This is a genomic window from Sphingobacterium sp. E70, assembly GCF_019285695.1.
In the GTDB taxonomy this organism is placed as follows: Bacteria; Bacteroidota; Bacteroidia; order Sphingobacteriales; family Sphingobacteriaceae; genus Sphingobacterium; species Sphingobacterium detergens.
In genome coordinates this window covers 654,995-676,473 of record NZ_CP079104.1, presented here as the reverse complement: position 1 = coordinate 676,473, position 21,479 = coordinate 654,995, and the positions used below count along the sequence as shown (strand labels likewise).

Below are 21,479 nucleotides of genomic sequence, written 5' to 3'. Positions count from 1 at the left end.
TGAAAGCCTTTGCCCTAACATAACAACAAGTCAATGAGCGGGATTGATTCTCTTTTTGTCCAAATGGAATGTGGACATTTCAATAAGCCTATAATACTATTAATTCGAAATCTTTTTGTAATCATAATAACAATCTTCAAAACAATTTAGAAACGACTCTTTCATTCTTAATATGCCATTTTTTAGCGAATACGAATGTTTTTGAATTCTATAGGTTGTTTCTTCGACATCAGTACAAGTATATTCAAGTGTAATGGTATCTTTTGTGACTATATACTTTCCGTTCTGACAGCTGTGCATATTCGACCAGAATGTTCCATCTTTTTTAAACATCAGTTCTGGGCCGTTTTCAACATTATGGTGATTATCTGGTACACCAGAGTTTGCTGCGACAACCTTCCATCTGCCTTGAATTCCGTTGAAGTCCTTGTTTACTGTCATTTTATTGCAAGACAATAAAATGACAGTAGTGATTATTAAAGCCGAAAATTGCATATGTATCTATTTATGTTACCTATCGTTAATTATAGAACGTCAAATGAAATTTGTTGGGATTGTCCAAACCCACACCCATTTTTAGCCCGAATTTTAAAGTGCATGCTAGAAGAACCTCCAGAACTATTTGCTTTTATGGTAGCGGTTTTCCTATATTTTTGGTTCCATTGTTCACTGGATTAGTTTGGTAACCACCATCATTTGTAAAGTTGAAGTCCCCGCTAATTTTCTCCCATTCATAATCTGCATCTACCCATGTATCTCCCTGACCCGATATCGACAATGAGAAAGGCTGTCCGACACTTTGTGTTGGGAATCCCATCCAGTTAAGGTGACAGTAAGAAGAATTGTTATCAGTACAGTATGCAGTCAGAGCTACCCTTGGTGTCCCAATATAAAACTCTTTTCTAATTGTCTGAAAAGGCAAAACAGCTTCAGCCCATACGATTCTACTTGTGCTGCTTTGCACATTTGGCTGAATTGTTATCGCATTATTTGATTGAGAGATTATGGTAGCGTTACTTGAAACTCTCCATGTGACACTGTTTCCACCATTCTGTAATGTAAAGGAAAGATTTTCAGTATCCGAACAATATAATGTTTTGTTAGATGCTAAAACCGGATAGGTACAGGTTGTACTTCTAACAGCATTCAAAAGTGTTGAATTTAAAATTGCCGTTTTCATTCTTGTTTTTTGTCCATCAGTAAAGTATGATCCTATCATTCCATAGTATGACATAACATTAAAAAAATTAGGATTAAAACCATTCGACGTCCCATAACTATCATCAGCAGGGGTATCACATACATAATCACCGCATGTTGTACAATTTGATCCATTTTTATTTTCAGCACATCCACTAGTACCAGGTCTAGTACCCTGAAAGGTATGCCACAGATCCAAACAGTGTCCCATTTCATGTGCAGGCACATGACTATTGAAATAATTATTAGTCACGATAAATGCTTTCGAGGTAATACCTTGCGCAACTCCCCAGTAGCTCCCCCAATGTGTTTACAAAATAAATATCAATAGCATTTGAGGTTTTATTAACATTGAATAACTGGTTTTGCTCAGTTTCAGTGTCAACATTGAACAATTGTGAGTTGTTGATAAAATCAGATCCGGTTGATTTTAAATAAATACCATGTTTATTGAAAAATCTATTGAGGCTATCTATTGTCACGGTTAAATTTGATTGTGATAATCCTCCTATTCCGTTGTCAGGACGTACTATATGAAAGAAAACATTTATGCAGACAGGTTGATTTATATCGACGGTAGTCGCATGTGCGGAAGCTTTCATTTTACGTTCAATTTCTTCCGCTGATGGCATTTTCGTCAGACAAAGCAAACCATCTTCATTCGTATGATTATGCTGGTTTTTTCTTGATTTTCAGTAGTCTTTTCACAGGATGAAAATCCAAATAAAGTAAGAACCAGCAATGCTGATAATATTAATCTTTTCATATTTATGGATTTAGTTTATAATTTTTTAAAATTAAGGAAAATATAAGAAAATCGAATATAAATATGTGTTTTTAAAATATAATATAAAATATCTTGATTATCAATTTGTTTTTGTTGTTTATAATTGTAACAATATATCAGAAAATAGTTTTAATTCTGTTAGTAATGGAGAAGGTTGGCTTGATCAACTTAGTTTTATTTCAAAATATTTATACGTATCGTGATTATCTGTATGTCTTAGAGGAAAGGCGACCCTATTTTACACTTTCAGAGTTACGGAACGCGGTAGATCATGTGTATATTTTCCCAGGTTTAGCGATTTGTGTCACTGCTTAAAATTAACACTTACACGAGCTTAAAGCTGGTATCCATGATAATTGAATTGCGAGACCGCTACTCATAAAATGCCTGTGAGACTTTAATTTTGCAATATTAAGCTTGCTGAAAGTATAACCCAATATAATAATATTTATCAGGAAATAATTGTCTGATTTCAAGAAATAGCTTGATGCCAAAAATACCCTTACAGTATCAAGATGTACATTGGTTGAAGGCAGATCAGTCCATCTACTTTCAAAAGTAGATTGTGCAATATTTCTCCCACTACAGGTACGGAGTATTCTTAAAAACGATTGTAAACCTTGTTACCTGCTATTTCATGGCTTGAAACATTGAATCTCAAAACCAAAAGATATAGGCAAATACTTTTTTGATATGGTCGAATCCCTCATTTAAATTTGATTTGAAAAGCAATATATAGATTAAGACTATTGCAAGTGAGAAATATGTTTAATTGTTCAAAATGCTATAAAAATCGAACGTGATTTGTTTACGAGATCTTTTGCAACGGTCATACCAGCAGGTCTCAAATATAGGGAAAACCCTACGATGCGGTAGAAGAATTGCATAATATTGCTTGGGATCCAAGTGAGCGAACCAATATTTTAGCGGATTATACCGAGAAAGCGGTGGAATTACGTTTACTGTTTGAAAACTTTGATGGGAATATGAAATAACAAAGAGATTAGGGATATACGTTAACAGTACTAATTTCTCGGTAAGGAATATTGGATCTATTGTGGAAATCGTACCTATTTGCTTTAATGGGTTGTTTACAAAGCTAGTACTTAACTTATGACCAACTTAATACCAATTTCGTAGATAAAACCAGATCAGTAGGAATTTTATAAGGTATTAACAGGGGGTTAATAGGGAATACCCTGCTATACCCCTGTTAACCCCTGCTATATCCCTGTTAAACCCCTATCAAAGGAGAAGTTGGTATTAATCAGTAGTTAATTTGTGCTCAATAAGTGTCGAGTGAATGCTATCTAAAAGTAAAGCCAGCTGCGAATGTGGCAGATCGACTTTAAAGTAGCTTAAAATCCTCCTCTTTAACATCACGGCTATTGGGACCGATATAGATTTTAAAATCTCCTGGCTCGGCTACGTAGTTCAGATTATTATCGAAGAATTTGAGATCCTTTACGTTAATCTCAAATTTAACCGTCTTCATTTCACCTTTCTTCAAATATATTTTCTGAAATCCTTTTAATTCTTTTACCGGGCGGGTAACAGAGCCAACCAAGTCCTGGATGTAGAGCTGAACTGTTTCTTCGGCATCATATTTCCCGGTATTGCTGATATTAATACTCGCTTGAATACTACTGTTGTTGTCCAATGTGTTTTTATCTAGATGAATATCACCATAAGTAAAACTTGTGTAACTCAATCCATAGCCAAAGGGGTAGAGCGGTGAGTTGCTTACATCTAAATAATTCGATTTAAATTTTTCAAAATCCCCAGAATTTCCATAAGGTCTTCCGGTATTTTTGTGCGCATAGTAGATGGGGATTTGCCCGACATTGCGCGGAAAAGTTGCTGTAATCTTTCCAGAGGGAACGACATCTCCAAACAATACATCTGCAACGGCCTTTCCGGTCTCTGTGCCTCCAAACCAAACATTTAATATAGCAGGGACATGTGCATCTTCCCAGGTCAAGGTTAGCGGCCTACCAGTAAATAAAACAAGCACAACTGGCTTTCCGGTTGATAACAATGCTTTCAATAGATTTTGCTGATTATGGGGAATATCTAATTGAGAGCGGCTTGAGCTTTCACCTGACATTTCTGAGGATTCCCCAAGTGCTGCAACAATGACATCCGCTTGTTCGGCAACCTTCAACGCCTCCGCAATAATTTCATCTTCTTTTCGGGGATCCCTCGCTATTGTACGGCCGAACATTGTTGCATGTTTTTGATAAGTAGGATCTTCCATCAAGTTACTGCCCAAGTGCGTAAGGAGATTCACTTTGTTACCCAACACCGCTTTCATTCCTTCCACCAATGATGCTGTTTTCTCTAATTCAGCACTCACACTCCAGGTGCCCGGCATATTGGCTCCAGAATTGGCCAGCGGGCCGATCACAGCGACTGTGCCCGATTTTTTTAATGGGAGAATCTGATTTTCATTTTTCAATAAAACAAATGATTTTGCCGCAATTTCTCTTGCTTTGGCTTGGTTGGCTGCAGAACCGATGACGTTTTTTGCGCGTTGATCATCGCAATAACGATAAGGGTCCTCAAATAATCCTAGTTTATACTTTGCTTCCAGTACAAAACGACAAGCTCGATCAATATCGGTGAGTTTGACTTTACCTTGATCAAGTGATTTTTTCAACGTGGTTAGAAAACCCTCGCCCACCATATCCATGTCAACTCCGGCATTTAAGCTGAGCGCCGATACCTGTTGCAGATCTCCAAGGCCATGTGCTGAGAGTTCATTAACAGCGGTATAGTCGGTTACGACCAAGCCTTTAAAGCCCCATTGTTTGCGTAATACATCGGTCATCAACCATTTATTGGCCGAAGCAGGTACGCCATTGATGTCGTTGAAAGAAGTCATGATGCTCCCGGCGCCAGCATCTATGGCCGCTTTGTAGGGCGGTAGATATTCATTGTACATACGATGAAGGCTCATATCGGTACTATTGTAGTCCCGACCAGCTTCTGCGGCGCCGTATAATGCAAAATGTTTCACGCAGGCCATCATGGTATTGTGTGCAGCCAAATTATCGCCTTGAAAACCATGAACGATAGCCGCAGCAACTTTTGAACTTAGATAGGTATCTTCACCGGCACCTTCAGAAATTCGTCCCCATCTTGGATCTCTCGAAATATCTACCATCGGCGAAAAAGCCCAGTTAATTCCGTCAGCTGTTGCCTCTTCAGCAGCAATACGGGCAGATTGCTGAATTAATCCCATGTCCCATGTTGCTGCAAGTCCTAAAGGAATAGGGAAAACCGTGCGATAGCCATGGATAACATCCATACCAAAGATAATCGGAATCCTAAGCCTGGACTGTTTGATTGCAATTTCTTGGGTTTTCCGAATCTTGGATGGTGTACTCATACTGAATATACCACCAATCTGACCATTTCGATTTTAGCTTCCACATCCGTGGAAACCGTAGTTCCTGTTGTCGCTTCACCGCCAGTGACCAGATTCAGCTGCCCGATCTTTTCTTCGACAGTCATTTTAGCCATAAGTTGGTCTATAAATTGATCCATTTTAGGATCGTTTTGGGCATTTGCGGCTGCGCTATAGGTTATCAGTGCGCCGACTATCCATATCGTTATCTTTGTCATAGTCATATTTATTTTAGTCTACTTTGACTACAGGAAAGCGTACCGAAGTGCCGTTTTCATTGATTGCTTCTATAGAAAAATAGTACGGCTTTTGGCTATCCATTGCTTTATAATAGTAATCGTTGGCGTCATGCACCATGATGCAGTTATATAGTTTATCAGGCGCCAGTCCTGTATATATGTTATATGCATAAGCATTGTCTACTGGACTCCACTTGATCCAGGCGCTGCGTTTATCTTTTTCGGTGCGCATTACCATAAACTGTTTAATCGGCTCAGGAACTTTTCCTATACCCTTTCCGAATACACGTAATCCACTAAGGGCAAATTTCCCTGAAGGCATATGGACGTTTTCCAGTTTGATGTATCGAGCTTTATGGGGCGTGGCAAGCTCCACATAGTCGTGCGGTACATCTGTTTTGTTTACGCTTTTATCTGCAATAATTTCCCATTTTTTGCCGTCTATAGAGGCCAGTAATTTATATTGATGGTAGATGTCGTCTATTTTTCCCAAAAATGTGCTATCTACGTCCTGATCCGCATAATTGATCTGTACAGCATGTACTGTGGAAACAGCACCCAGGTCGGTACTGATCCATTCGCCTTTTTACCCGAGGAAGCACTCCAGTATGTTTTCATGTTTTCATCTACCGCATAATTTGCCGCATAAGCACCTAAAGTCGAGGAAACTGAAACCGACTTTTTGTAATTGAGGAGCATCCAACCCGTAAATCGTCCCGGGCTGTCGCTATCGGGCAGGTAATGCGGATAGTCGCCAAAAGTTGTGTTCGTATACATGATATCGTCACGGTCGAAATAGGTTGGCCAGATACCTAAGCGTCGCTCAAAATTGTTTTTTACACCCAGCACGATAGTAGACACATGCCAATAGTTGCCATGTTTATCGCGAAAGGTGGCACCATGTCCGGCTCCACGGGCAAATCCGCCGGGCTTGTAGCTTAGCGGATCTGACTGTTTGACAAATGGGCCAAGCGGAGAATCCCCACAGCTACACCATCGGCGTAACCGCTAAATTCTGTTCCGGGGCGGCAAATTGGAAATAGTATTTGTTGTTATGCTTGGTCATATGCGCCCCTTCCAGGAAGGGATCTAAAAAGGTGTTATCCATATATTCCCAAAGCGTTGCCATCCGTAGCGCCAGTCTTCCAGGTGGAGCAGCTCTTTTCGGGTGCCCTTGGGCTGCATACTGCCACGGTCTAGTTCGATCCCATACAAGGGGTAACGGTTGCTGCTGCCGTTGTACATATAAAACCGGCCATCGGTATCGGTAAAGAAATCGGGATCCCAACCGCCTATTGCAAAGCTATCCACCAGCGGTTTCCATTCATTGTTTTTAGGGTCTGTGCTCATCCAAATCGTAAACTTATCCGTATAAGTACTCCCAAAAACCAGCAGGGTGTCGCCTACCACGCCAACAGCGGGGGCACAGAGTTCGTCGTATACATTGCCGTTCCACGGGCGCAAAAACTTGCGTGGCTGGAATGTCCATTTGCTCATATCCGGGCTCCACCAATAGCCCCATTGGTTGGTGCTGAATAGGTAATAATCATCTTTATAATTGACGATAACGGGGTCTGCTGTAGCACGGTGGCGTCCCCATTCCGAAAAATTAGGAATAGGCGTGTAGCCATAATCGATATTAATGGGATTACAATAGGTCTGGAAATTGTTGCTGGTTTGAGCCAGAAGCGCTGTCCCCACCGTGGTCCATATGATTAAAAATAATATGCGCATATTTTAGTGTTTAAAATAGCTGCTGTTGAAACCCAATTTTTTTAATCCTTGCTGCACATCGGGAGCATTCATAAATAAATCCCAGATAAGAGCATCCTTATAATTCTGTATCATGACTACGATAGGCCCCTGGTCAATCGCTAAATAGCGTTGCGGAAACCAGTTTTCTGTTTCACTATAGGCGTCATAAAACCCATATTTTCCCCAAATCTTTTCGCCGATACTGTCTTTTAGGTAGCGTATAAAAGCGATGCTTTCTTTAGGGGTATAAGGCATAGAGGATAGAGCTGCTGTAGGGGATATCACGCCTGTCGGATCGTTGTCGGGCTGATGTGCGTTGTAGCCATTGGTCGAATAGCTGGCTGTCCAGCCCCATCCTTTGTCTGCTCCGTAGCCTTTGAACCGTTTTGGATTTTCATCGGCGTAGGCAATATTGATTTTGGTGTGATTGGTAACCACGTCCAGATAATTGGCATATTGGTCAGATAGGCCTGTTGGATTTAACCCTAAAAGGAATAGTGTGCCCAAAACAGCGGCCCGACTTCGCCATCTTTTGCATTGTGTTTTACAATTGTTGGAATACCATATTTTTGGGCAGATGAACGGATACCACCGCCTCTCGCCCAGCCTTTGTGGTAGACAGATGCAGGAATGGGATAGGTAGGGGATGCCGCTGCCAGAATATAGGAGATCATACATTCATCAAATCCCTGTATAGCGTGGTTCATACCCCAGCCATGATTTGGGCTCCAATGCCAGTACAACACATCTTTGCCGTTACGGTAGAAATCCCAGTTGATGCCTTTCCAAAGTTTGTCTGCTTGTAAGGCAACTTTCTTCTCGGCGTCGTTGCCATTTTTATAATATTCGCGGATACAGATCAAAGCTTCTGCCATGAAAGCTGTTTCGACAATATCGCCGCCGTCGTCGTTTTTGCTGAATGCTTTTGGTTTGCCCGTGTCGCCAAAGTACCAGTGGGACCAGGCCCCTTGAAAGCGTTGTACAGTATCCAGAAAATTTAGCGACTTTTCGATATGCTGCCGTCCTTCCTCCTTACTTACAAAAGCATTGTGTACTCCCACCAAAATAGCCATCAATCCAAACCCGCTACCGCCGATGGTAACGACATTGCGGTCATTTTCGGGATAAACACCATCGATATGTATGCGTTCGCGCGCAAGTCCCGAATTGGGTTCGGCACCGTCCCAAAAGTATTGGAAGGTTTGCTGTTGTACCAAAGTGAGCAGAGAGTCACTGTCTTTTTTGTGTTGTCGTAGCTGGGTTTGTCTGCATTAATGGTGGATTTTTGCCTGGCGAACTGCAAGCACAAAAACTACATAAGAGGGCTAAGTATAAGAAGTTATTTTTCATAGCATGATATAAGCAAGCACGGCCAAAAGCCGGTGCTTGCTGCTGTTGTTTACTTATTTAAATTAGGATTCAAGTCCTTTTGAAGTTGGGGAATAGGCAGGTATTCCGTTTGTCCGGCAACAAACCCATACTCTTTGAGCACTGTTGCTGCAGTACCTGTCCGAATTAAATCGTTGTAACGTTCGCCCCACCATTCGCAAGCAAATTCGGCACGACGTTCGTCCAGAACGTTTTGCAATGTCGCTCCCAGGATAGGAGTGAGGCCTACGCGCTGGCGAACAAGGTTTAAAGGACCGTCGCCATTCTGGCCTTTTCGGATCTTTGCTTCTGCGTTTAGCAATAGCACATCTGCATACCGTAATACCCGGACGTTATTGTCCGAACCGTAGGATGTCCGGCCTGCAGTCATTTGGTTGTGTGGCATATAGGCTTTGCCGTTAAAATACCGGTCACCATTGTTATTACCATAGATTTTATCTCCACTTGGAGTCGATTCGAAGGTTGCGGTAGTTGCTCCGGCATAGAGTATGGTCGTCTTCAATCGGATCTGATCTCCGCGGGCGGTTAAGAAATCTACGATTTTCTGTGATGGAGTCAAAAATCCCCAACCACTGATGGGACTACCTTGTTGTGGCCCCGAAGGCCCTTGAAATGCAAAAAATGCATCCGGACTGACAGCTGTACCGGAGGGAGTTCCAAAGTCGCTGTATTGGATCTCGTATAGCGTCTCTGTGCTCATCTTACCTGGTCTTTTGAATAGCTCATAATAGTCGGCGAATAAGGTAAACTTATTGCTGGCTATAACCTGGTTGGTTGCATCAAGGACCATATCCCAATATGGGCTGGCATTGTCATTCTTGCCCAAGTCGCTCGCTGCTTTGGCTTTAAGGAGGAGGGCAGTATGTTTGGTAATGCTTCCGACATGTTGCGCTTCCCGGGGAGCTTTATCTTCCAGGTCATTGTACGTTTGGTCCATTTCGGCGATAATGAATTTGCGTATATCGTCCACACTACTTTTACCTATTTCATTGATGACCGGATTGTCTGTCAAAATAGGTACTGCCCCAAATACACGCGATACAATGAGATGTGCAAAAGCCCTCATAAATCGGACTTCCGCTTTATAACGTTGATTTAAAGTAAGATTTGCTCCATCGCCAGCAGGAATATTAGCTGCAAATTTATCAAGTTCTATGAGCGCTTCATTACAATAGAATATGATACCATAATAATCTGTCCAGCAATTATTGAGACCCCAAAAGATTGAACTGATACCCTGAATTCTTGAAGTTCTTAATATCGGTAAGCGCAGACTGATCACTTGGTGAACTCCCTTTGTTCAAATCGTCTCCGCGCACGCCACGAATACCGAGATCTACCCAATGGACAAAACCCGGCGCTGCTTTGGCTGCGGTTCTGTAAACGCCTGAAACAGGCTGATACATCAACGAAAGATCTTTGTAGTCGATCGTTTGAGCAGGTTTTGTATTTTCCTTTGGCCTGTCTAGGAAGTCTTTAGAGCAACTTCCAAGCAGTATCAAAGATGAAAATAATGCGATATTTATATATTTTTTCATGATATTCTGTGTTAAGACAATTAATAAGATACGCGAACTCCTAAGCTATATGTCGCGGAAACAGGATAGACATTCAGGTCGTAGCCTCTTGCAGAGATTCCGTCACCGGTAACCTCTGGTGTAAAGCCGCTATATTTAGTAAATATGGCCGGTCTATCTGCTGTAGCGAAAATTCTTAAACCGGTTTTTTCTCACCTTTGCTGATTTGAAAATTATAACCAAGCTGTATGTTTTGAATACGGAAATATGAACCGCTTTCAACCCAGAATGAACTTGCCGCGAAATTGTAATTTTGGGTGGTTGCATAAGCAGAAGGGTAGAGGTTGGTAGAACCTTCCCCGTTCCAAAGATTTGTTACAAACTCAGCATCACCATTCATCATAGAAAATTTGGAACGCTGTGCCCTGTTCTGGTTTAAAATTTTATTGCCCGCTTGTCCCTGAAACGCGATACTGAGGTCAAAATTTTTGTAGTCGAAACCCACATTAAAACCATAGGTAATATTGGGTAAATAGCTGCCTAAATTTGTGCGGTCCTTTTCATCTAATATTCCATCGCCGTTGCGGTCGTTGTAGATAAAGTAGCCCGGCTTAGCATTGTTGGCTTTTCCGATAGGATCGGCATCTATCTGTGTCTGGTTTTGATAAATACCTGCAATTTGGTAGCCGTAGAAATAGTTTAAGGGGCTTCCTACCTGTGACCGGGTGGGGAATTCTGACTGTCCTCCGGTCAGATAAGCGATACCGCCTAAGTCTTTCACTTCATTTTTCAAGGTCGTTAAGTTACCACCGATATGGTATCCAAATTCGCCCACACGGTCAGCCCAGTTTAAATTAAACTCAAACCCGCTGTTGGCAACGTCGCCAAAGTTACCGTAAATGGTCCCACCGCGAAGCGCACGGGTTCGATCGAAGGCGAGTCCCGTTGTAAGGCGGTGATAGTAGTCCACAGATCCTTTTAACTTTTGATTAGCAAGTGTAAAATCAATCCAAAATCCCATTCTTCCACGACTTCCCAACCTATGCGGCTAAACTGTGACTCGATGGTATACCCGGGTACAAAAGCACCGTTAGCGCTGTTTATACTTCCAAAAATACCAGAGAAGTCGTTGCCGGTATTCAATATGGCATAACCCGCATTTGCATTGATACCGTCATTACCTAGTTTACCCCAGCTACCTCTCAGTTTTAAGTGGTTCAGCACGTTCTGATCCTTTAAGAAGTTCTCATTGGTCAATACCCAACCCAAACCTACTGAAGGAAAATAGCCCCAACGTGTTTGGTATTTAGAGCTACCGTCGGCACGGAAGGTAGCCGTGAGCAGGTATGTTTTTTTGTAATCGTATGTACCTCTCGCAAAATAAGAAAGACCGGCATTGCGTGTTCCGTCCTCGCTGTAACCTGTAATTGATCGTGTACCCAAATTTACGTACCAGCTTTCTTCGTTTTTAGGAATATCGTCAGCGGATACTTCCGTCTTACGCCAACGGTCTTCGCGTACCGATTGTCCAAGTAACAGGCTCCAGTTGTGATCCCCTGCATTGTCTTTATACGTTAACAGGTTGTCCCAGATATAGTTTGTGTATCTGTCCTGAACGGATTTTAAGTTTGATAATTGCGAACGCTGTGTATTGTCTACATAATACTGAGGTCTGTAATTGTAGTTATGGTTGGAACCTAATTTTTGGCTGAACTGGGTTCTGAATGTAATTTTGTCTTTCCAGATATTTAGGTCAGCATAGAAAGATGGTAAAAGCTGAAAAGCTTTGGTCCTATCATAATTGTAATGAGCCGCTGCCACAGGATTGTTAAAAACACCATTGTTGTAACCAATACTGGTTGATGATGCAAATCCGTCTGTGGCCAATGTGTTATTGCTGTCATAAACGGGGTACAGCGGCGAAGCATAATAGGCCAGCATAAAAGCACCATTATTGGGGGAAAATAGGATGGAGTTGCTCAAGTGCGCTGTGAACCCCAGTTTCAACCAATCAAATGCCTTTGCTTCCATCTGAAAGCGTAAGTTATATCTTTTGTATTCATTTTTAGCGCTCATAATACCTTCCTGGTCGAGCAAATTCGCTCCAAAAGAATAATTTATTTTTTCGGTGCCGCCCATAATGTCGAGCGAATGACTTTGCATCGGAGCATTGTTTTTCAACAATTCGCCATACCAATCGGTGCTGGTATTTGGAGAAAATCCTGTACCTCCAAATTTTGTTACAGAATTCACTACGTATAGGAATCTGCCTTTATGCCTTTGGCAAGCTGCATAGCGGCATATTGCGATCCGTTTGCCATCTTGAGCATATTTACGGGACGCTGGAATCCAATATAACCCTCATAGTTTACACGCGTCTTCATGTTCATCTTACCCTTTTTGTGGTAATGATAACGACACCATTAGCAGCCCGGACACCATAAATTGCTGCGCCTGAAGCATCTTTCAGAATCGACATGTTTTCAATATCATTGGAGTTCAGGAAGTCAATGTTGTCCAAAAACATGCCATCAACCACGTATAATGGATTTTCATTGTTTAGAGAGCCTACACCTCGTATTCGCACTGTTGGGCTACTTCCAGGTGCACCGCTGGTGATCACTTGCACACCGGATACGCTTCCCTGTAAAGCCTGCATGGGATTAGACGTTGTTCGCTTGGTCAGGTTTTCAATGTTAACATTTGAGACGGGAGCGGTAAGATCATTTTTGTTTGCAGTACCATATCCAATGACCACAACCTCTTCCAAGGCTTTATTTTCGTTTTCCAGAAAAACATTAAGTTGCGTTTGGTTTCCGATGTATACCGTTTGGGTGCGGTAGCCTAGAAAATTGAAAACTAAGGAATCGGTAGGAGAGGCGTTGATTTGAAATTTACCCGTTGCGTCGGTTTTGGTAGATGCTGCTTTCCCCTTGATACTAATGGTGACCCCGGGCATGGATATCATGCTGGATCCATCTTTGACTACCCCTTGTATAGAGGTTTGTCCATAGGCAACTGATATGACCATGGATGTCAAAAATAATGCGGATAAATTCCTCATAAGTTTTGGTATTTGTTTAAAAATTCATTGGTTATTCCCTGAGCAAATATGTTGATGTAGTACAAGTTTGCCAAAATTTAACATTTTCACATCACTACTACACTGAATTTGTTCTTTCTCAGTATAGCTTGTGTTGTTTGGTAAAATATTTTTAATGAGGTGTTTAAGTTTATTTTTATGTAAAAAAAAAGAGCGCTTTAGTGTTGTTTTTACACTAAAGCGCCTGTGTGGTAATGATGTAGTCTATGTAGCGGAATTTTAACGTTCCAATAGAAATTCGGACAGGTTTTTGTCAGTTGGTATACCCAGTTTTTTGCGCAAACGGTAACGTCTGATCTCTACACCTCGCGTACTGATGTTGAGTAGTGAAGCAATCTCTTTACTGGACATATTGAGCCGTAAATAAGCACATAGTTTTAAATCATTGGGAACAAGATCCGGAAACTCCTGCTTTAATTTTTAAAGAAATTCTCATGTGATTCATTAAAACTTTTCTCAAAAATATGCCAGTCACGATCGTCGTTATGCGCGTCTTCAATTAGCTTATTTATTTTTTCAATTCGTCGGAACTGAGCTTGTTTCCTTCTGCATCTTTGAGCTGTTTGAGTTCATCATGTAGATTATTCAACATTTCATTTTTATAAACGATATTGAGTGCAGCATTGGCCAGCTCCTTGTTCTTTAGGCTGAGCTGAGCTTCCAACTGTTGGTTCTTTAATTTAATCCATTCCTTCTCCTGTTGTTCGGCATCTCTTTCCAATGCAACTTTCTTTTCTTCCAGCCATTTTCGCTTCGCTTGAAACTGTCTCTTTCTTTCTCGTTGAAGATTGAAATTATATATAAGATAAATCAATCCCGTAACCATTAAAATATAGCAGATTTTTGCCCACCATGATAGGTACCAGGGATATGTAATTGTAAAAGATATTGTCTGTATTTCCGAAGTCAAGCCGGTATTGGTTCTAGCTCTTATCTTAATTTCAAAATGTCCATATGGTAGGTTTGTGAAATCTTGATAAGCTGTTTCACTCCAGTCCGACCATTTATCTGAATAACCTTCTAAGTAATACTGATATTGTAAGGGAGAAGAAGAGTAATAGGGGCTTGAGAAACTCACCCTGAGGTTATTCTCAGATGAAGTCAACTTAAGATCTCCATTTGGTATGATTGTTTCTCCGGTTGTGAGATTGGTCAATTGTGCAATCTGGGGCGGGGCAATACGTATTTATGATCTTGACCTGAATTCCGATAAATGGCAAAACCGTCATCTAATCCGATGAGATAATAATGATTTTCGATCGGTAGGATGTTTTCATAATTACTCATCATACGATCTTGCAAAGGGCTGAGCAGATTGGAATCTATTTTAAGCTTTCCTTTGCTATCAAAATCTACCTTGGCGATTTTTGTTTTCTGGATAAACCAATAGCTGTTGGTATTGATCGGGATGACCTTATTTGAATTTTTATAACTTCCTAACGCATTATTTAATTCGCTTGCATAACTAAAGCGTTTGACGATATTATCAAACTGCATGAATCCACTGTCAGTAGCAAAAACAAGATTGTTTTCTAATGTGTAAATGCCCGTAAATCTTCTTTTGGAAGCAAGACTATCTTGCTTTGAGGTAAATTGAATTTGTGCTTGTTGAAAGTTTGGGTCAAGATCAATCAGCTGTACTTGTCCCCAATCTCCAATCCAGAATGAATGATTGTCTTTTTGGGCGAGGAATCGAACGGGTTCCTTGATCGAGGAAAATTGCTGCGCAAATCGAAGCTGCATATCATCTAATATGAACTTTGATAGACCTGTATAATTTCCCTGAAGAATATTCTTTGTACCGAATATAGGTTTGAATATCCAACCGCCCGTAATTTTGGAAATCTTTTCCAATTTACCGTCCACCAGTTTAAAGGTTCCTTCGTTATGACCGCAGATCAGTTCGGTACCAAATATGGCCAATGTCCAGACCTGACCATTTGAATTGGGAACCTGAACGAAATCTAAGGAATTGTAATTGTTTAGTCCCTTCCATTCACTGACAAATAAGCCCTTATTTGTCCCTAAGTAAATTTTCCCCTGATAGATGATTGATGTATATACCGTACCGATTTTGCCTACAAAATCAGTATAAAAAGACAAAGAAGAGTTGATTTCAATTCGGTCAATCCCATTGTCCAGCCCTACCCAGATATTCTGTTGTTTATCTTTTGCGATGCTGAGTACAGTATTGTTCTGTAGTCCGTTATTTTTATTGATATGTTGAGCTACTTCTCCATTTTTATTGATAATAATTACACCATTTTGAATGGTTCCAAACGCGTACTGCCCTCCGAATAAATAAATTCCATTATTGATTTGGGATTGACGTAGTATTGGATTAGCGGGAATTGACCAAGGCCTAATATTTCCGCTGGAATCCATAAGATAGAGCCCATGATGGGCGGTTGCGATAAGAGAATTATTTTTATCAAATGGTAATATTGCCAGTACATTTTTATCTTTTAGGATATCTTTACCTGGTACAGGGACCAATTTGTCCGCTTTGAATTCATGAAGACCACTCGGGAGCTGTTCAAAAAAAAGTTGATCGTTGAGTTGATGCGGAAATAAAAAGGGTTCACCTTTAGCCGTAAGTGGTCTTATTGTATTATTCTCCCATATATAGGCCTTGGAGAAAGTATGAAAAAATACACGATGATCCTCAACGATAATTTTCCATATTTCTTCGTTTGGAAAATAAGTCTTGTCTTTGACCAGCTTGGAAAGGCTATGATAGCTCATGTCCCCAAATGCCTTTGATGTCCAATAGCCAAATTCCCCTCGTCCACCGGTGTACACTCTTCCAGCTTTATCAACAGCTACACTGCGGACAGTCGAGTGGTTGGGGAGTGGGTATATGCGCCAGTATTGTCCATCAAACCGCAATAAGCCCTCTGTATTGGCACTATAGATTCGCCCTTCGTGATCAATAGCCAAAGACCAATTTTGGTTTCCAGCCTTGTATTGGCTTTTCTTGTACTGCTTTACAAAAGGTGTGCCTGTAGGTATGATTGTCTGGCCATAGCCAGTATTCATATTCAGTATAAAAAAGCGCAAAACCAAAAGATATAGGCAACGCTATATTTTTTTGATATCATCGAATCCCTCACTTTAAATTGATTTTGAAAAGCAATATATAGATTTTATCGCAAATGGCAGAATACTTACAGCAGATGAATGTCATTATAGGCATTCAAGCTTATTTTTTTGACTAAAAAGTCGAAATCGTTTTCGCATTTTTAATAGTCCGATTCAGTAAAGTCTACTCGTTTTTTAATTACCTTGGAAACAAATAACCAAATAAAACATGATTATGACTTGAACAAATCTTTAGAAATTAGATTTGGATTCAAACGAATTGCTCAAGGAGTGAATCCAATTTAAAACGTAAACCCAAAAACACTAAACAGTAAAATTATGAAATCAAAGCTTTTCAGAAGAGGGCCCTGTGCGCTTATTCCCTATGCTTCCATGGCCATATTTTTGTCCCCGGGCTTATCAATGGGAGCAACTAGGGTCGAAGGTAGCGGCATTTATCATCGCATTAATCAAGAAGAATCAGAAATCAGAGGTAAGGTTGTCAATAGAGACAATTCGCCTTTGCAAGGAGTTTCTATTAGCGTAAAGGGAGTTCCTGGCCGGAGTACTCAGACCAACGAAAAAGGTGAGTTTATGCTAAAGGTACCTGCGCAAGCAACATTAACTTTTTCGTCCGTAGGTTACGCTAAGCAGGAAATTAAACTTGCTACAAATCAAAAGACTATACAGCTTACTTTAGAGTCGAACGAGTCTGTTATGGATGAGGTTGTCGTGGTGGGGTATGGAACACAGCGAAAAAGCGATTTAACAGGTTCTGTATCTTCCATTAACGCAAATCAAATCAATGCTTTCCCATTGGCCGGTACTGCACAAGCTTTACAGGGAAGGGCTGCTGGGGTCTCAGTCACCAGCACGAATGGAGAACCCGGTAAAGCTCCGCGCGTACGGATTAGGGGCGGTAGTTCCATCAATGCGAGTAGTGATCCATTGTATGTGGTTGATGGCTTTCCTGGTAGTTCGGCCCCGCTCCCGAAGATGTCGAATCTATCGAAGTGTTAAAAGATGCTTCTGCAACAGCTATTTATGGTTCCCGAGGTGCCAATGGAGTGATCATGATTACAACAAAAAAGGACGTTCGGGCAAACCTGTTATTGAATTAAATAATTCCTTTGCTTCACAGAAAGTAGGGAAGCGCCTTTCGCTATTAAATGCGTCGGAATTTGCCTCTTATATTAACGATACCTATAAGAATGCTGGGAATAATAATCTACCATTTAAAGATCCGGGATCTCTAGGTGAAGGAACCGACTGGCAGGATCTTATTTTTAGAAATGGAAACCAGTTGAATAATCAGGTCTCCGTGTCGGGAGGCAGTGACAATATTAGATATTATACTTCCGTCAGTCATTTTGGACAAAAGGGAACTGTGATCAATTCGGATTTTAGAAGACTTTCCGGGACTTCAAATTTAGAGATGAAGGTCTCTGATCGCATCAAAATCGGAACGAGACTGCTGTTTAATCGCAATAAATTAAACGGTGTGAGGACACAGGAAGGAAGTAGCGGAACGACGGGTGCAGGGGTGATCTCCGCAGCCTTGCGGTTTGAACCTACACAGGAGTTTACGATGAGGAAGGAAAATACACCTTGAAGCAGTTCGGTGACCCGCATGACAATCCGGTGGCTGCTGCTATGGAAAGGAAAAACGAAGTGATTGCAGATCTGTTTCAGGGAAATGGATTTGTGGAGTTGGGGATTTTAGAAAATCTAACCTTTCGCAGCACCTTTGGTGTACAGGTCAGCAATCAACGTACAGGTAATTATGTCTCAAAAGAACTTGTCGAAGGAAGAAATTTCGGTGGAGTTGGATCGATCGCGGCACATAAAAATACCAATTTTATTAATGAAAACTTCCTGACCTATACGCAAACCGTTCACGAAGACCATAATCTGAATGCGATGGCTGGTTATTCCTATCAGAGTTCTAGAAATGAAACCTGGCAAGCCAATAATCGAAATTTCATTTCAGACAGCTTTAGCTATTGGAATCTAGGTGCTGGTTCCAATTATCAAAATGCATCTTCGAATCTCGAAGATTGGGTAATGTCTTCATTTTATGGACGTTTAAACTACAATTACAAAAATCGTTACTTTATTACTGCTACAGGGAGGTACGATGGTTCCTCGAAGTTTGGTGACAACAACAAATGGGCTTTCTTTCCTTCTGGCGCACTTGCCTGGAATCTGAGTCAAGAGCCGTTTATGAAATCAATTGACTGGCTGAGCAATTTAAAATTGCGAACAAGTTATGGCGAAACCGGAAACTCGGAAATTGGTTCATACCAATCCTTGGCCAGATTTTCACCAACCTTGACAACAATGGGCGGAAGTCCAGTTAATGCAGTGCGGCCGACCAATGTTGCCAATCCGAATCTGACTTGGGAAACGACCAAACAGACAGACGCCGGATTGGATATCGGTATTCTAAAGAGCCGAATCAACCTATCAGTAGACTATTATTACAAAAAAACGATCAATCTCTTGTATCAGGTGCCACTGCCGCTCTATTCAGGTTTTACTACGGCGCTCCAAAATGTGGGAAGTGTACAAAACAAAGGTTGGGAATTTGGTTTGCAGACAACCAATCTCAACGGCGCCTTTGGATGGAAAACAGATTTTAACATCAGTTTCAATCGCAACAAGATTTTGCAGCTTCCTGGAGGCGAGATTCGATATAATACGATCCCTGGTCACATGCTTTCAACGGATTCGCAGCTGCTACGTGAAGGAGAGGTACTCGGCGCATTTTTTGGATGGGTGACAGATGGAATTTATCAGCAGGGCGATGATTTTAGCGCACAACCAAATAAGAAACCTGGAGATATTCGCTATAAGGATTTATTTGGGCGCGATAAAAATAATCAATTGATCGCCGGTGCAAATGGTGTTGTCAATGCCGACGACCGTACGATTATAGGCAATCCAAATCCTGATTTCACCTTCGGTTTTAACAATGATTTTAAGTATAAGAATTTTGATCTGAATATTTTTATGCAAGGAAGTTATGGCAATGATATGTTGAACATCACACGAATGGAACTCGATTGGATGGCCGGAAAAGGAAATGCGACAAAGGATGCACTACGACGCTGGACGCCCGAAAATACCAATACTGACGTACCAAGGGCAAGCTCAACCAACAATCCCGAAGTTTCCTCGCGCTGGGTAGAAGATGGCTCTTACCTCCGGTTAAAGAATCTTGCTCTTGGCTATAATTTTTCAGAAAAGTCACTCGAGAAAATTCATTTAAAATATTTAAGAATATATGTCAGTGCACAAAATATATGGACATGGACCAACTACACGGGTTTTGATCCTGAAGTAAGCTATCAGGATTCTAACCGAAATGTCGGATTAGATTACATGGGCTACCCCAATATTAAATCGTACACCCTTGGCTTAAATATAAGGTTTTGACATTACTAAGAACCATCTAAGTACTATTGATGGTAGTTAAATGAAAAATAAATAATCTGGGTGCAGCAATTTTCAGCTGATGCTCGAAATAGGCACCTGTTAATAATTCATGCTCATGAAAAAGATAACGATATATCGTATGATACTTACGACGCTGTGTTTTACCAGCTTGTTTTCCTGTACCAAACTGAACGAGGAACCGGTAAGTATTTTGGATCCTAAACAATATTTTAAGACGGAAGCGGATGCAGAAGCTTCCGTGATGGGGATTTACGGGCTGTTAGCCAATGCAGATTTTTATGGACGGCGATTGACCATGGTACTGCAATTGTTGGGTGACGACATTGATATTGCGGATATTGGTACGCAATCAAGTCGGATTCAGTTGAACAGTTTTACACATGATGCAAGTAATCAGGATCTGCTCGCGGTATGGAAAACAGCTTATCTGGGTATCGGCGCTGCAAACGCCGCAATAGATGGTATTCCAGCCGTCACAATGAATGAGGCTAAAAAATCCGCCCTCATTGCCGAAGCGAGGTTACTTCGTGCGCTATATTACTATCACTTGGTTCAACTATTTGGGGACATTCCCTATATTGGGGAATTTGTCAGTGATCCAAGCAAGGTAATTGCTATCAGCAAAACTCCAGCAGCAAAGGTTTATGACAATATCATCGCAGATTGTGAATATGCGATAGTGAATTTGCCAGATACCTATGCCAATAACAACAAAGCAAGACCATCCAAAGGCGCCGCCCAGACTTTGTTAGCTTCGGTCTATATGGTCTTGAAAAAATGGGATGATGCCGCTAAGATGGCTGAGGCTGTAATTAATGATGCAAACAAATACCAGTATGCTCTGGTCAAAGATTATAATAGCCTATGGGATGCTGATCTTGGTTTTCAGACCGAGCATGTTTGGGTAGTTGATTTTCTGGGGAATTACCGGAGAAAATGCATCCAACCAAGATTATACAGCGCCGATGACCGGTGTGCGGGACGCCGATATGTTGGGATGGAGCGTTATTGTACCATCAAATGGTGTATATGATAGCTTTTCTGATCAAGATTACAGAAAGAAAATTAGCTTTCTGACCGAAACACCGGTAAAAGGAGTGATGACACCCTATCAGAAGTGGAAATGGCCTCGTATACATACCGCAAAATGGTGTTTGCATCCGGGCACTAATGCTGGAGCGGATGGTTCTGACTCCGATATCAAACATGTTATCTTTCGCTATGCTGAAGTTCTTTTAATGGCAGCTGAGGCATTAAATGAAAGTAAAGGCGGGCCAACGCAAAAGGCATATAGCTATATAAATGCTGTTCGGGCTAGAGCAAGGTATACGCCACAGGGCCTACAGAATTATCCTGCTGACCTGGCAACGGGTATGTCGCAGACAGACTTTCGAAAAGCTGTACAGGAAGAACGTCGTGTTGAATTAGCTTTTGAATGGAAAAGATGGTACGATATCAAACGTTGGGGACAAGTAGTGGATGCTTTTACTAAGCAGGAGCCTATGAAAGCCAACCAAAAGTAAAAGATTTTCACGCACTG

Annotated in this window: 23 protein-coding genes and 1 pseudogene; 6 read left to right on the top strand and 18 right to left on the bottom strand. The window is 41.1% G+C overall.

Features of this window, described 5'->3' with window-relative positions:
- Positions 1-99: 99 nt before the first annotated feature.
- From KUH03_RS04910 to KUH03_RS04825, 18 genes and pseudogenes are all read right to left on the bottom strand, one after another.
- Positions 100-441 carry a hypothetical protein gene (locus tag KUH03_RS04910; RefSeq protein ID WP_257091829.1) on the bottom strand — a complete coding sequence of 114 codons (342 nt, stop codon included), beginning with the start codon at positions 439-441 and terminating at the stop codon, positions 100-102.
- A 187-nt stretch (positions 442-628) separates the two neighbouring features.
- On the bottom strand, positions 629-1,453 hold the full coding sequence (locus KUH03_RS04905; protein WP_257091828.1) for a M43 family zinc metalloprotease: 825 nt from the start codon (positions 1,451-1,453) through the stop codon (positions 629-631).
- The gene (locus KUH03_RS04900) at positions 1,446-1,802 is read right to left on the bottom strand and encodes a hypothetical protein (protein ID WP_257091827.1); all 357 of its coding nucleotides are present in this window, start codon (positions 1,800-1,802) and stop codon (positions 1,446-1,448) included. The genes KUH03_RS04905 and KUH03_RS04900 overlap by 8 nt, the downstream gene beginning before the upstream one ends.
- Before the next feature lie 1,533 nt (positions 1,803-3,335).
- Positions 3,336-5,378 (bottom strand): beta-glucosidase BglX, encoded by a 2,043-nt coding sequence (gene bglX / locus KUH03_RS04895; protein ID WP_306429459.1) that lies wholly within the window; start codon positions 5,376-5,378, stop codon positions 3,336-3,338.
- Positions 5,375-5,614: a hypothetical protein gene (locus tag KUH03_RS45305; protein ID WP_306429458.1), complete on the bottom strand. Its 240-nt coding sequence runs from the start codon at positions 5,612-5,614 to the stop codon at positions 5,375-5,377. The genes bglX and KUH03_RS45305 overlap by 4 nt, the downstream gene beginning before the upstream one ends.
- 13 nt (positions 5,615-5,627) lie before the next feature.
- Positions 5,628-6,164: a discoidin domain-containing protein gene (locus KUH03_RS04890; protein ID WP_257096694.1), complete on the bottom strand. Its 537-nt coding sequence runs from the start codon at positions 6,162-6,164 to the stop codon at positions 5,628-5,630.
- Positions 6,140-6,496 (bottom strand): hypothetical protein, encoded by a 357-nt coding sequence (locus KUH03_RS04885; RefSeq protein ID WP_257091826.1) that lies wholly within the window; start codon positions 6,494-6,496, stop codon positions 6,140-6,142. Before KUH03_RS04885 ends, KUH03_RS04890 begins: the two co-directional genes overlap by 25 nt.
- A 228-nt stretch (positions 6,497-6,724) precedes the next feature.
- Complete coding sequence (locus KUH03_RS04880; RefSeq protein WP_257091825.1) at positions 6,725-7,369, bottom strand: family 43 glycosylhydrolase; 645 nt, start codon at positions 7,367-7,369, stop codon at positions 6,725-6,727.
- 3 nt (positions 7,370-7,372) lie between these two features.
- Positions 7,373-8,064: pseudogene (locus KUH03_RS04875) on the bottom strand (glucoamylase family protein).
- 725 nt (positions 8,065-8,789) lie between these two features.
- Entirely contained in the window at positions 8,790-10,061 is a 1,272-nt protein-coding gene (locus tag KUH03_RS04865; protein WP_257091822.1) for a RagB/SusD family nutrient uptake outer membrane protein, read from the bottom strand.
- Positions 9,985-10,317, bottom strand: a complete 333-nt coding sequence (locus KUH03_RS04860; protein WP_257091821.1) for a hypothetical protein — start codon at positions 10,315-10,317, stop codon at positions 9,985-9,987. Before KUH03_RS04860 ends, KUH03_RS04865 begins: the two co-directional genes overlap by 77 nt.
- Before the next feature lie 175 nt (positions 10,318-10,492).
- Positions 10,493-11,266 carry a hypothetical protein gene (locus KUH03_RS04855; protein ID WP_257091820.1) on the bottom strand — a complete coding sequence of 258 codons (774 nt, stop codon included), beginning with the start codon at positions 11,264-11,266 and terminating at the stop codon, positions 10,493-10,495.
- 8 nt (positions 11,267-11,274) lie between these two features.
- Positions 11,275-12,549 (bottom strand): TonB-dependent receptor, encoded by a 1,275-nt coding sequence (locus KUH03_RS04850; RefSeq protein WP_257091819.1) that lies wholly within the window; start codon positions 12,547-12,549, stop codon positions 11,275-11,277.
- On the bottom strand, positions 12,549-12,680 hold the full coding sequence (locus KUH03_RS04845) for a hypothetical protein (protein ID WP_257091818.1): 132 nt from the start codon (positions 12,678-12,680) through the stop codon (positions 12,549-12,551). Before KUH03_RS04845 ends, KUH03_RS04850 begins: the two co-directional genes overlap by 1 nt.
- 2 nt (positions 12,681-12,682) lie before the next feature.
- Entirely contained in the window at positions 12,683-13,360 is a 678-nt protein-coding gene (locus KUH03_RS04840) for a TonB-dependent receptor plug domain-containing protein (protein ID WP_257091817.1), read from the bottom strand.
- 258 nt (positions 13,361-13,618) lie between these two features.
- Positions 13,619-13,750: a LuxR C-terminal-related transcriptional regulator gene (locus KUH03_RS04835; RefSeq protein WP_257091816.1), complete on the bottom strand. Its 132-nt coding sequence runs from the start codon at positions 13,748-13,750 to the stop codon at positions 13,619-13,621.
- Between the two features lie 157 nt (positions 13,751-13,907).
- Positions 13,908-14,555 carry a triple tyrosine motif-containing protein gene (locus KUH03_RS04830; protein WP_257091815.1) on the bottom strand — a complete coding sequence of 216 codons (648 nt, stop codon included), beginning with the start codon at positions 14,553-14,555 and terminating at the stop codon, positions 13,908-13,910.
- Complete coding sequence (locus KUH03_RS04825; protein WP_257091814.1) at positions 14,552-16,438, bottom strand: two-component regulator propeller domain-containing protein; 1,887 nt, start codon at positions 16,436-16,438, stop codon at positions 14,552-14,554. Before KUH03_RS04825 ends, KUH03_RS04830 begins: the two co-directional genes overlap by 4 nt.
- Before the next feature lie 381 nt (positions 16,439-16,819).
- Here KUH03_RS04825 and KUH03_RS04820 point away from each other — a divergent pair, with 381 nt between their 5' ends.
- The 6 genes from KUH03_RS04820 to KUH03_RS04800 all read left to right on the top strand — a co-directional run bounded on the left by KUH03_RS04820 (position 16,820) and on the right by KUH03_RS04800 (position 21,462).
- The gene (locus KUH03_RS04820; RefSeq protein ID WP_257091813.1) at positions 16,820-17,500 is read left to right on the top strand and encodes a carboxypeptidase-like regulatory domain-containing protein; all 681 of its coding nucleotides are present in this window, start codon (positions 16,820-16,822) and stop codon (positions 17,498-17,500) included.
- Complete coding sequence (locus tag KUH03_RS48115) at positions 17,494-17,601, top strand: hypothetical protein (protein WP_373564639.1); 108 nt, start codon at positions 17,494-17,496, stop codon at positions 17,599-17,601. Before KUH03_RS04820 ends, KUH03_RS48115 begins: the two co-directional genes overlap by 7 nt.
- 182 nt (positions 17,602-17,783) lie before the next feature.
- Positions 17,784-18,092, top strand: coding sequence for a hypothetical protein (locus KUH03_RS48110; RefSeq protein WP_373564638.1), 309 nt, complete (start codon positions 17,784-17,786; stop codon positions 18,090-18,092).
- Complete coding sequence (locus KUH03_RS04810) at positions 18,089-19,918, top strand: SusC/RagA family TonB-linked outer membrane protein (RefSeq protein WP_257091812.1); 1,830 nt, start codon at positions 18,089-18,091, stop codon at positions 19,916-19,918. The genes KUH03_RS48110 and KUH03_RS04810 overlap by 4 nt, the downstream gene beginning before the upstream one ends.
- A 139-nt stretch (positions 19,919-20,057) precedes the next feature.
- A complete protein-coding gene (locus KUH03_RS04805) occupies positions 20,058-20,972 on the top strand; it encodes a RagB/SusD family nutrient uptake outer membrane protein (RefSeq protein WP_257091811.1) in 915 nt (304 codons plus the stop codon).
- Positions 20,905-21,462, top strand: coding sequence for a RagB/SusD family nutrient uptake outer membrane protein (locus tag KUH03_RS04800; protein ID WP_257091810.1), 558 nt, complete (start codon positions 20,905-20,907; stop codon positions 21,460-21,462). Before KUH03_RS04805 ends, KUH03_RS04800 begins: the two co-directional genes overlap by 68 nt.
- Positions 21,463-21,479 lie beyond the last annotated feature (17 nt).

Bases quoted from the DNA above. Each gene is read 5' to 3' on its own strand.
- KUH03_RS04910 (WP_257091829.1), bottom strand. From the start codon at position 441: ATGACAGTAAACAAGGACTTCAACGGAATTCAAGGCAGATGGAAGGTT.
- KUH03_RS04900 (WP_257091827.1), bottom strand. From the start codon at position 1,802: ATGAAAGCTTCCGCACATGCGACTACCGTCGATATAAATCAACCTGTC.
- bglX (WP_306429459.1), bottom strand. From the start codon at position 5,378: ATGAGTACACCATCCAAGATTCGGAAAACCCAAGAAATTGCAATCAAA.
- KUH03_RS45305 (WP_306429458.1), bottom strand. From the start codon at position 5,614: ATGACAAAGATAACGATATGGATAGTCGGCGCACTGATAACCTATAGC.
- KUH03_RS04880 (WP_257091825.1), bottom strand. From the start codon at position 7,369: ATGCGCATATTATTTTTAATCATATGGACCACGGTGGGGACAGCGCTT.
- KUH03_RS04860 (WP_257091821.1), bottom strand. From the start codon at position 10,317: ATGAAAAAATATATAAATATCGCATTATTTTCATCTTTGATACTGCTT.
- KUH03_RS04845 (WP_257091818.1), bottom strand. From the start codon at position 12,680: ATGAAGACGCGTGTAAACTATGAGGGTTATATTGGATTCCAGCGTCCC.
- KUH03_RS04840 (WP_257091817.1), bottom strand. From the start codon at position 13,360: ATGAGGAATTTATCCGCATTATTTTTGACATCCATGGTCATATCAGTT.
- KUH03_RS04835 (WP_257091816.1), bottom strand. From the start codon at position 13,750: ATGTCCAGTAAAGAGATTGCTTCACTACTCAACATCAGTACGCGAGGT.
- KUH03_RS04825 (WP_257091814.1), bottom strand. From the start codon at position 16,438: ATGAATACTGGCTATGGCCAGACAATCATACCTACAGGCACACCTTTT.
- KUH03_RS04820 (WP_257091813.1), top strand. From the start codon at position 16,820: ATGAAATCAAAGCTTTTCAGAAGAGGGCCCTGTGCGCTTATTCCCTAT.
- KUH03_RS04805 (WP_257091811.1), top strand. From the start codon at position 20,058: ATGATACTTACGACGCTGTGTTTTACCAGCTTGTTTTCCTGTACCAAA.
- KUH03_RS04800 (WP_257091810.1), top strand. From the start codon at position 20,905: ATGACCGGTGTGCGGGACGCCGATATGTTGGGATGGAGCGTTATTGTA.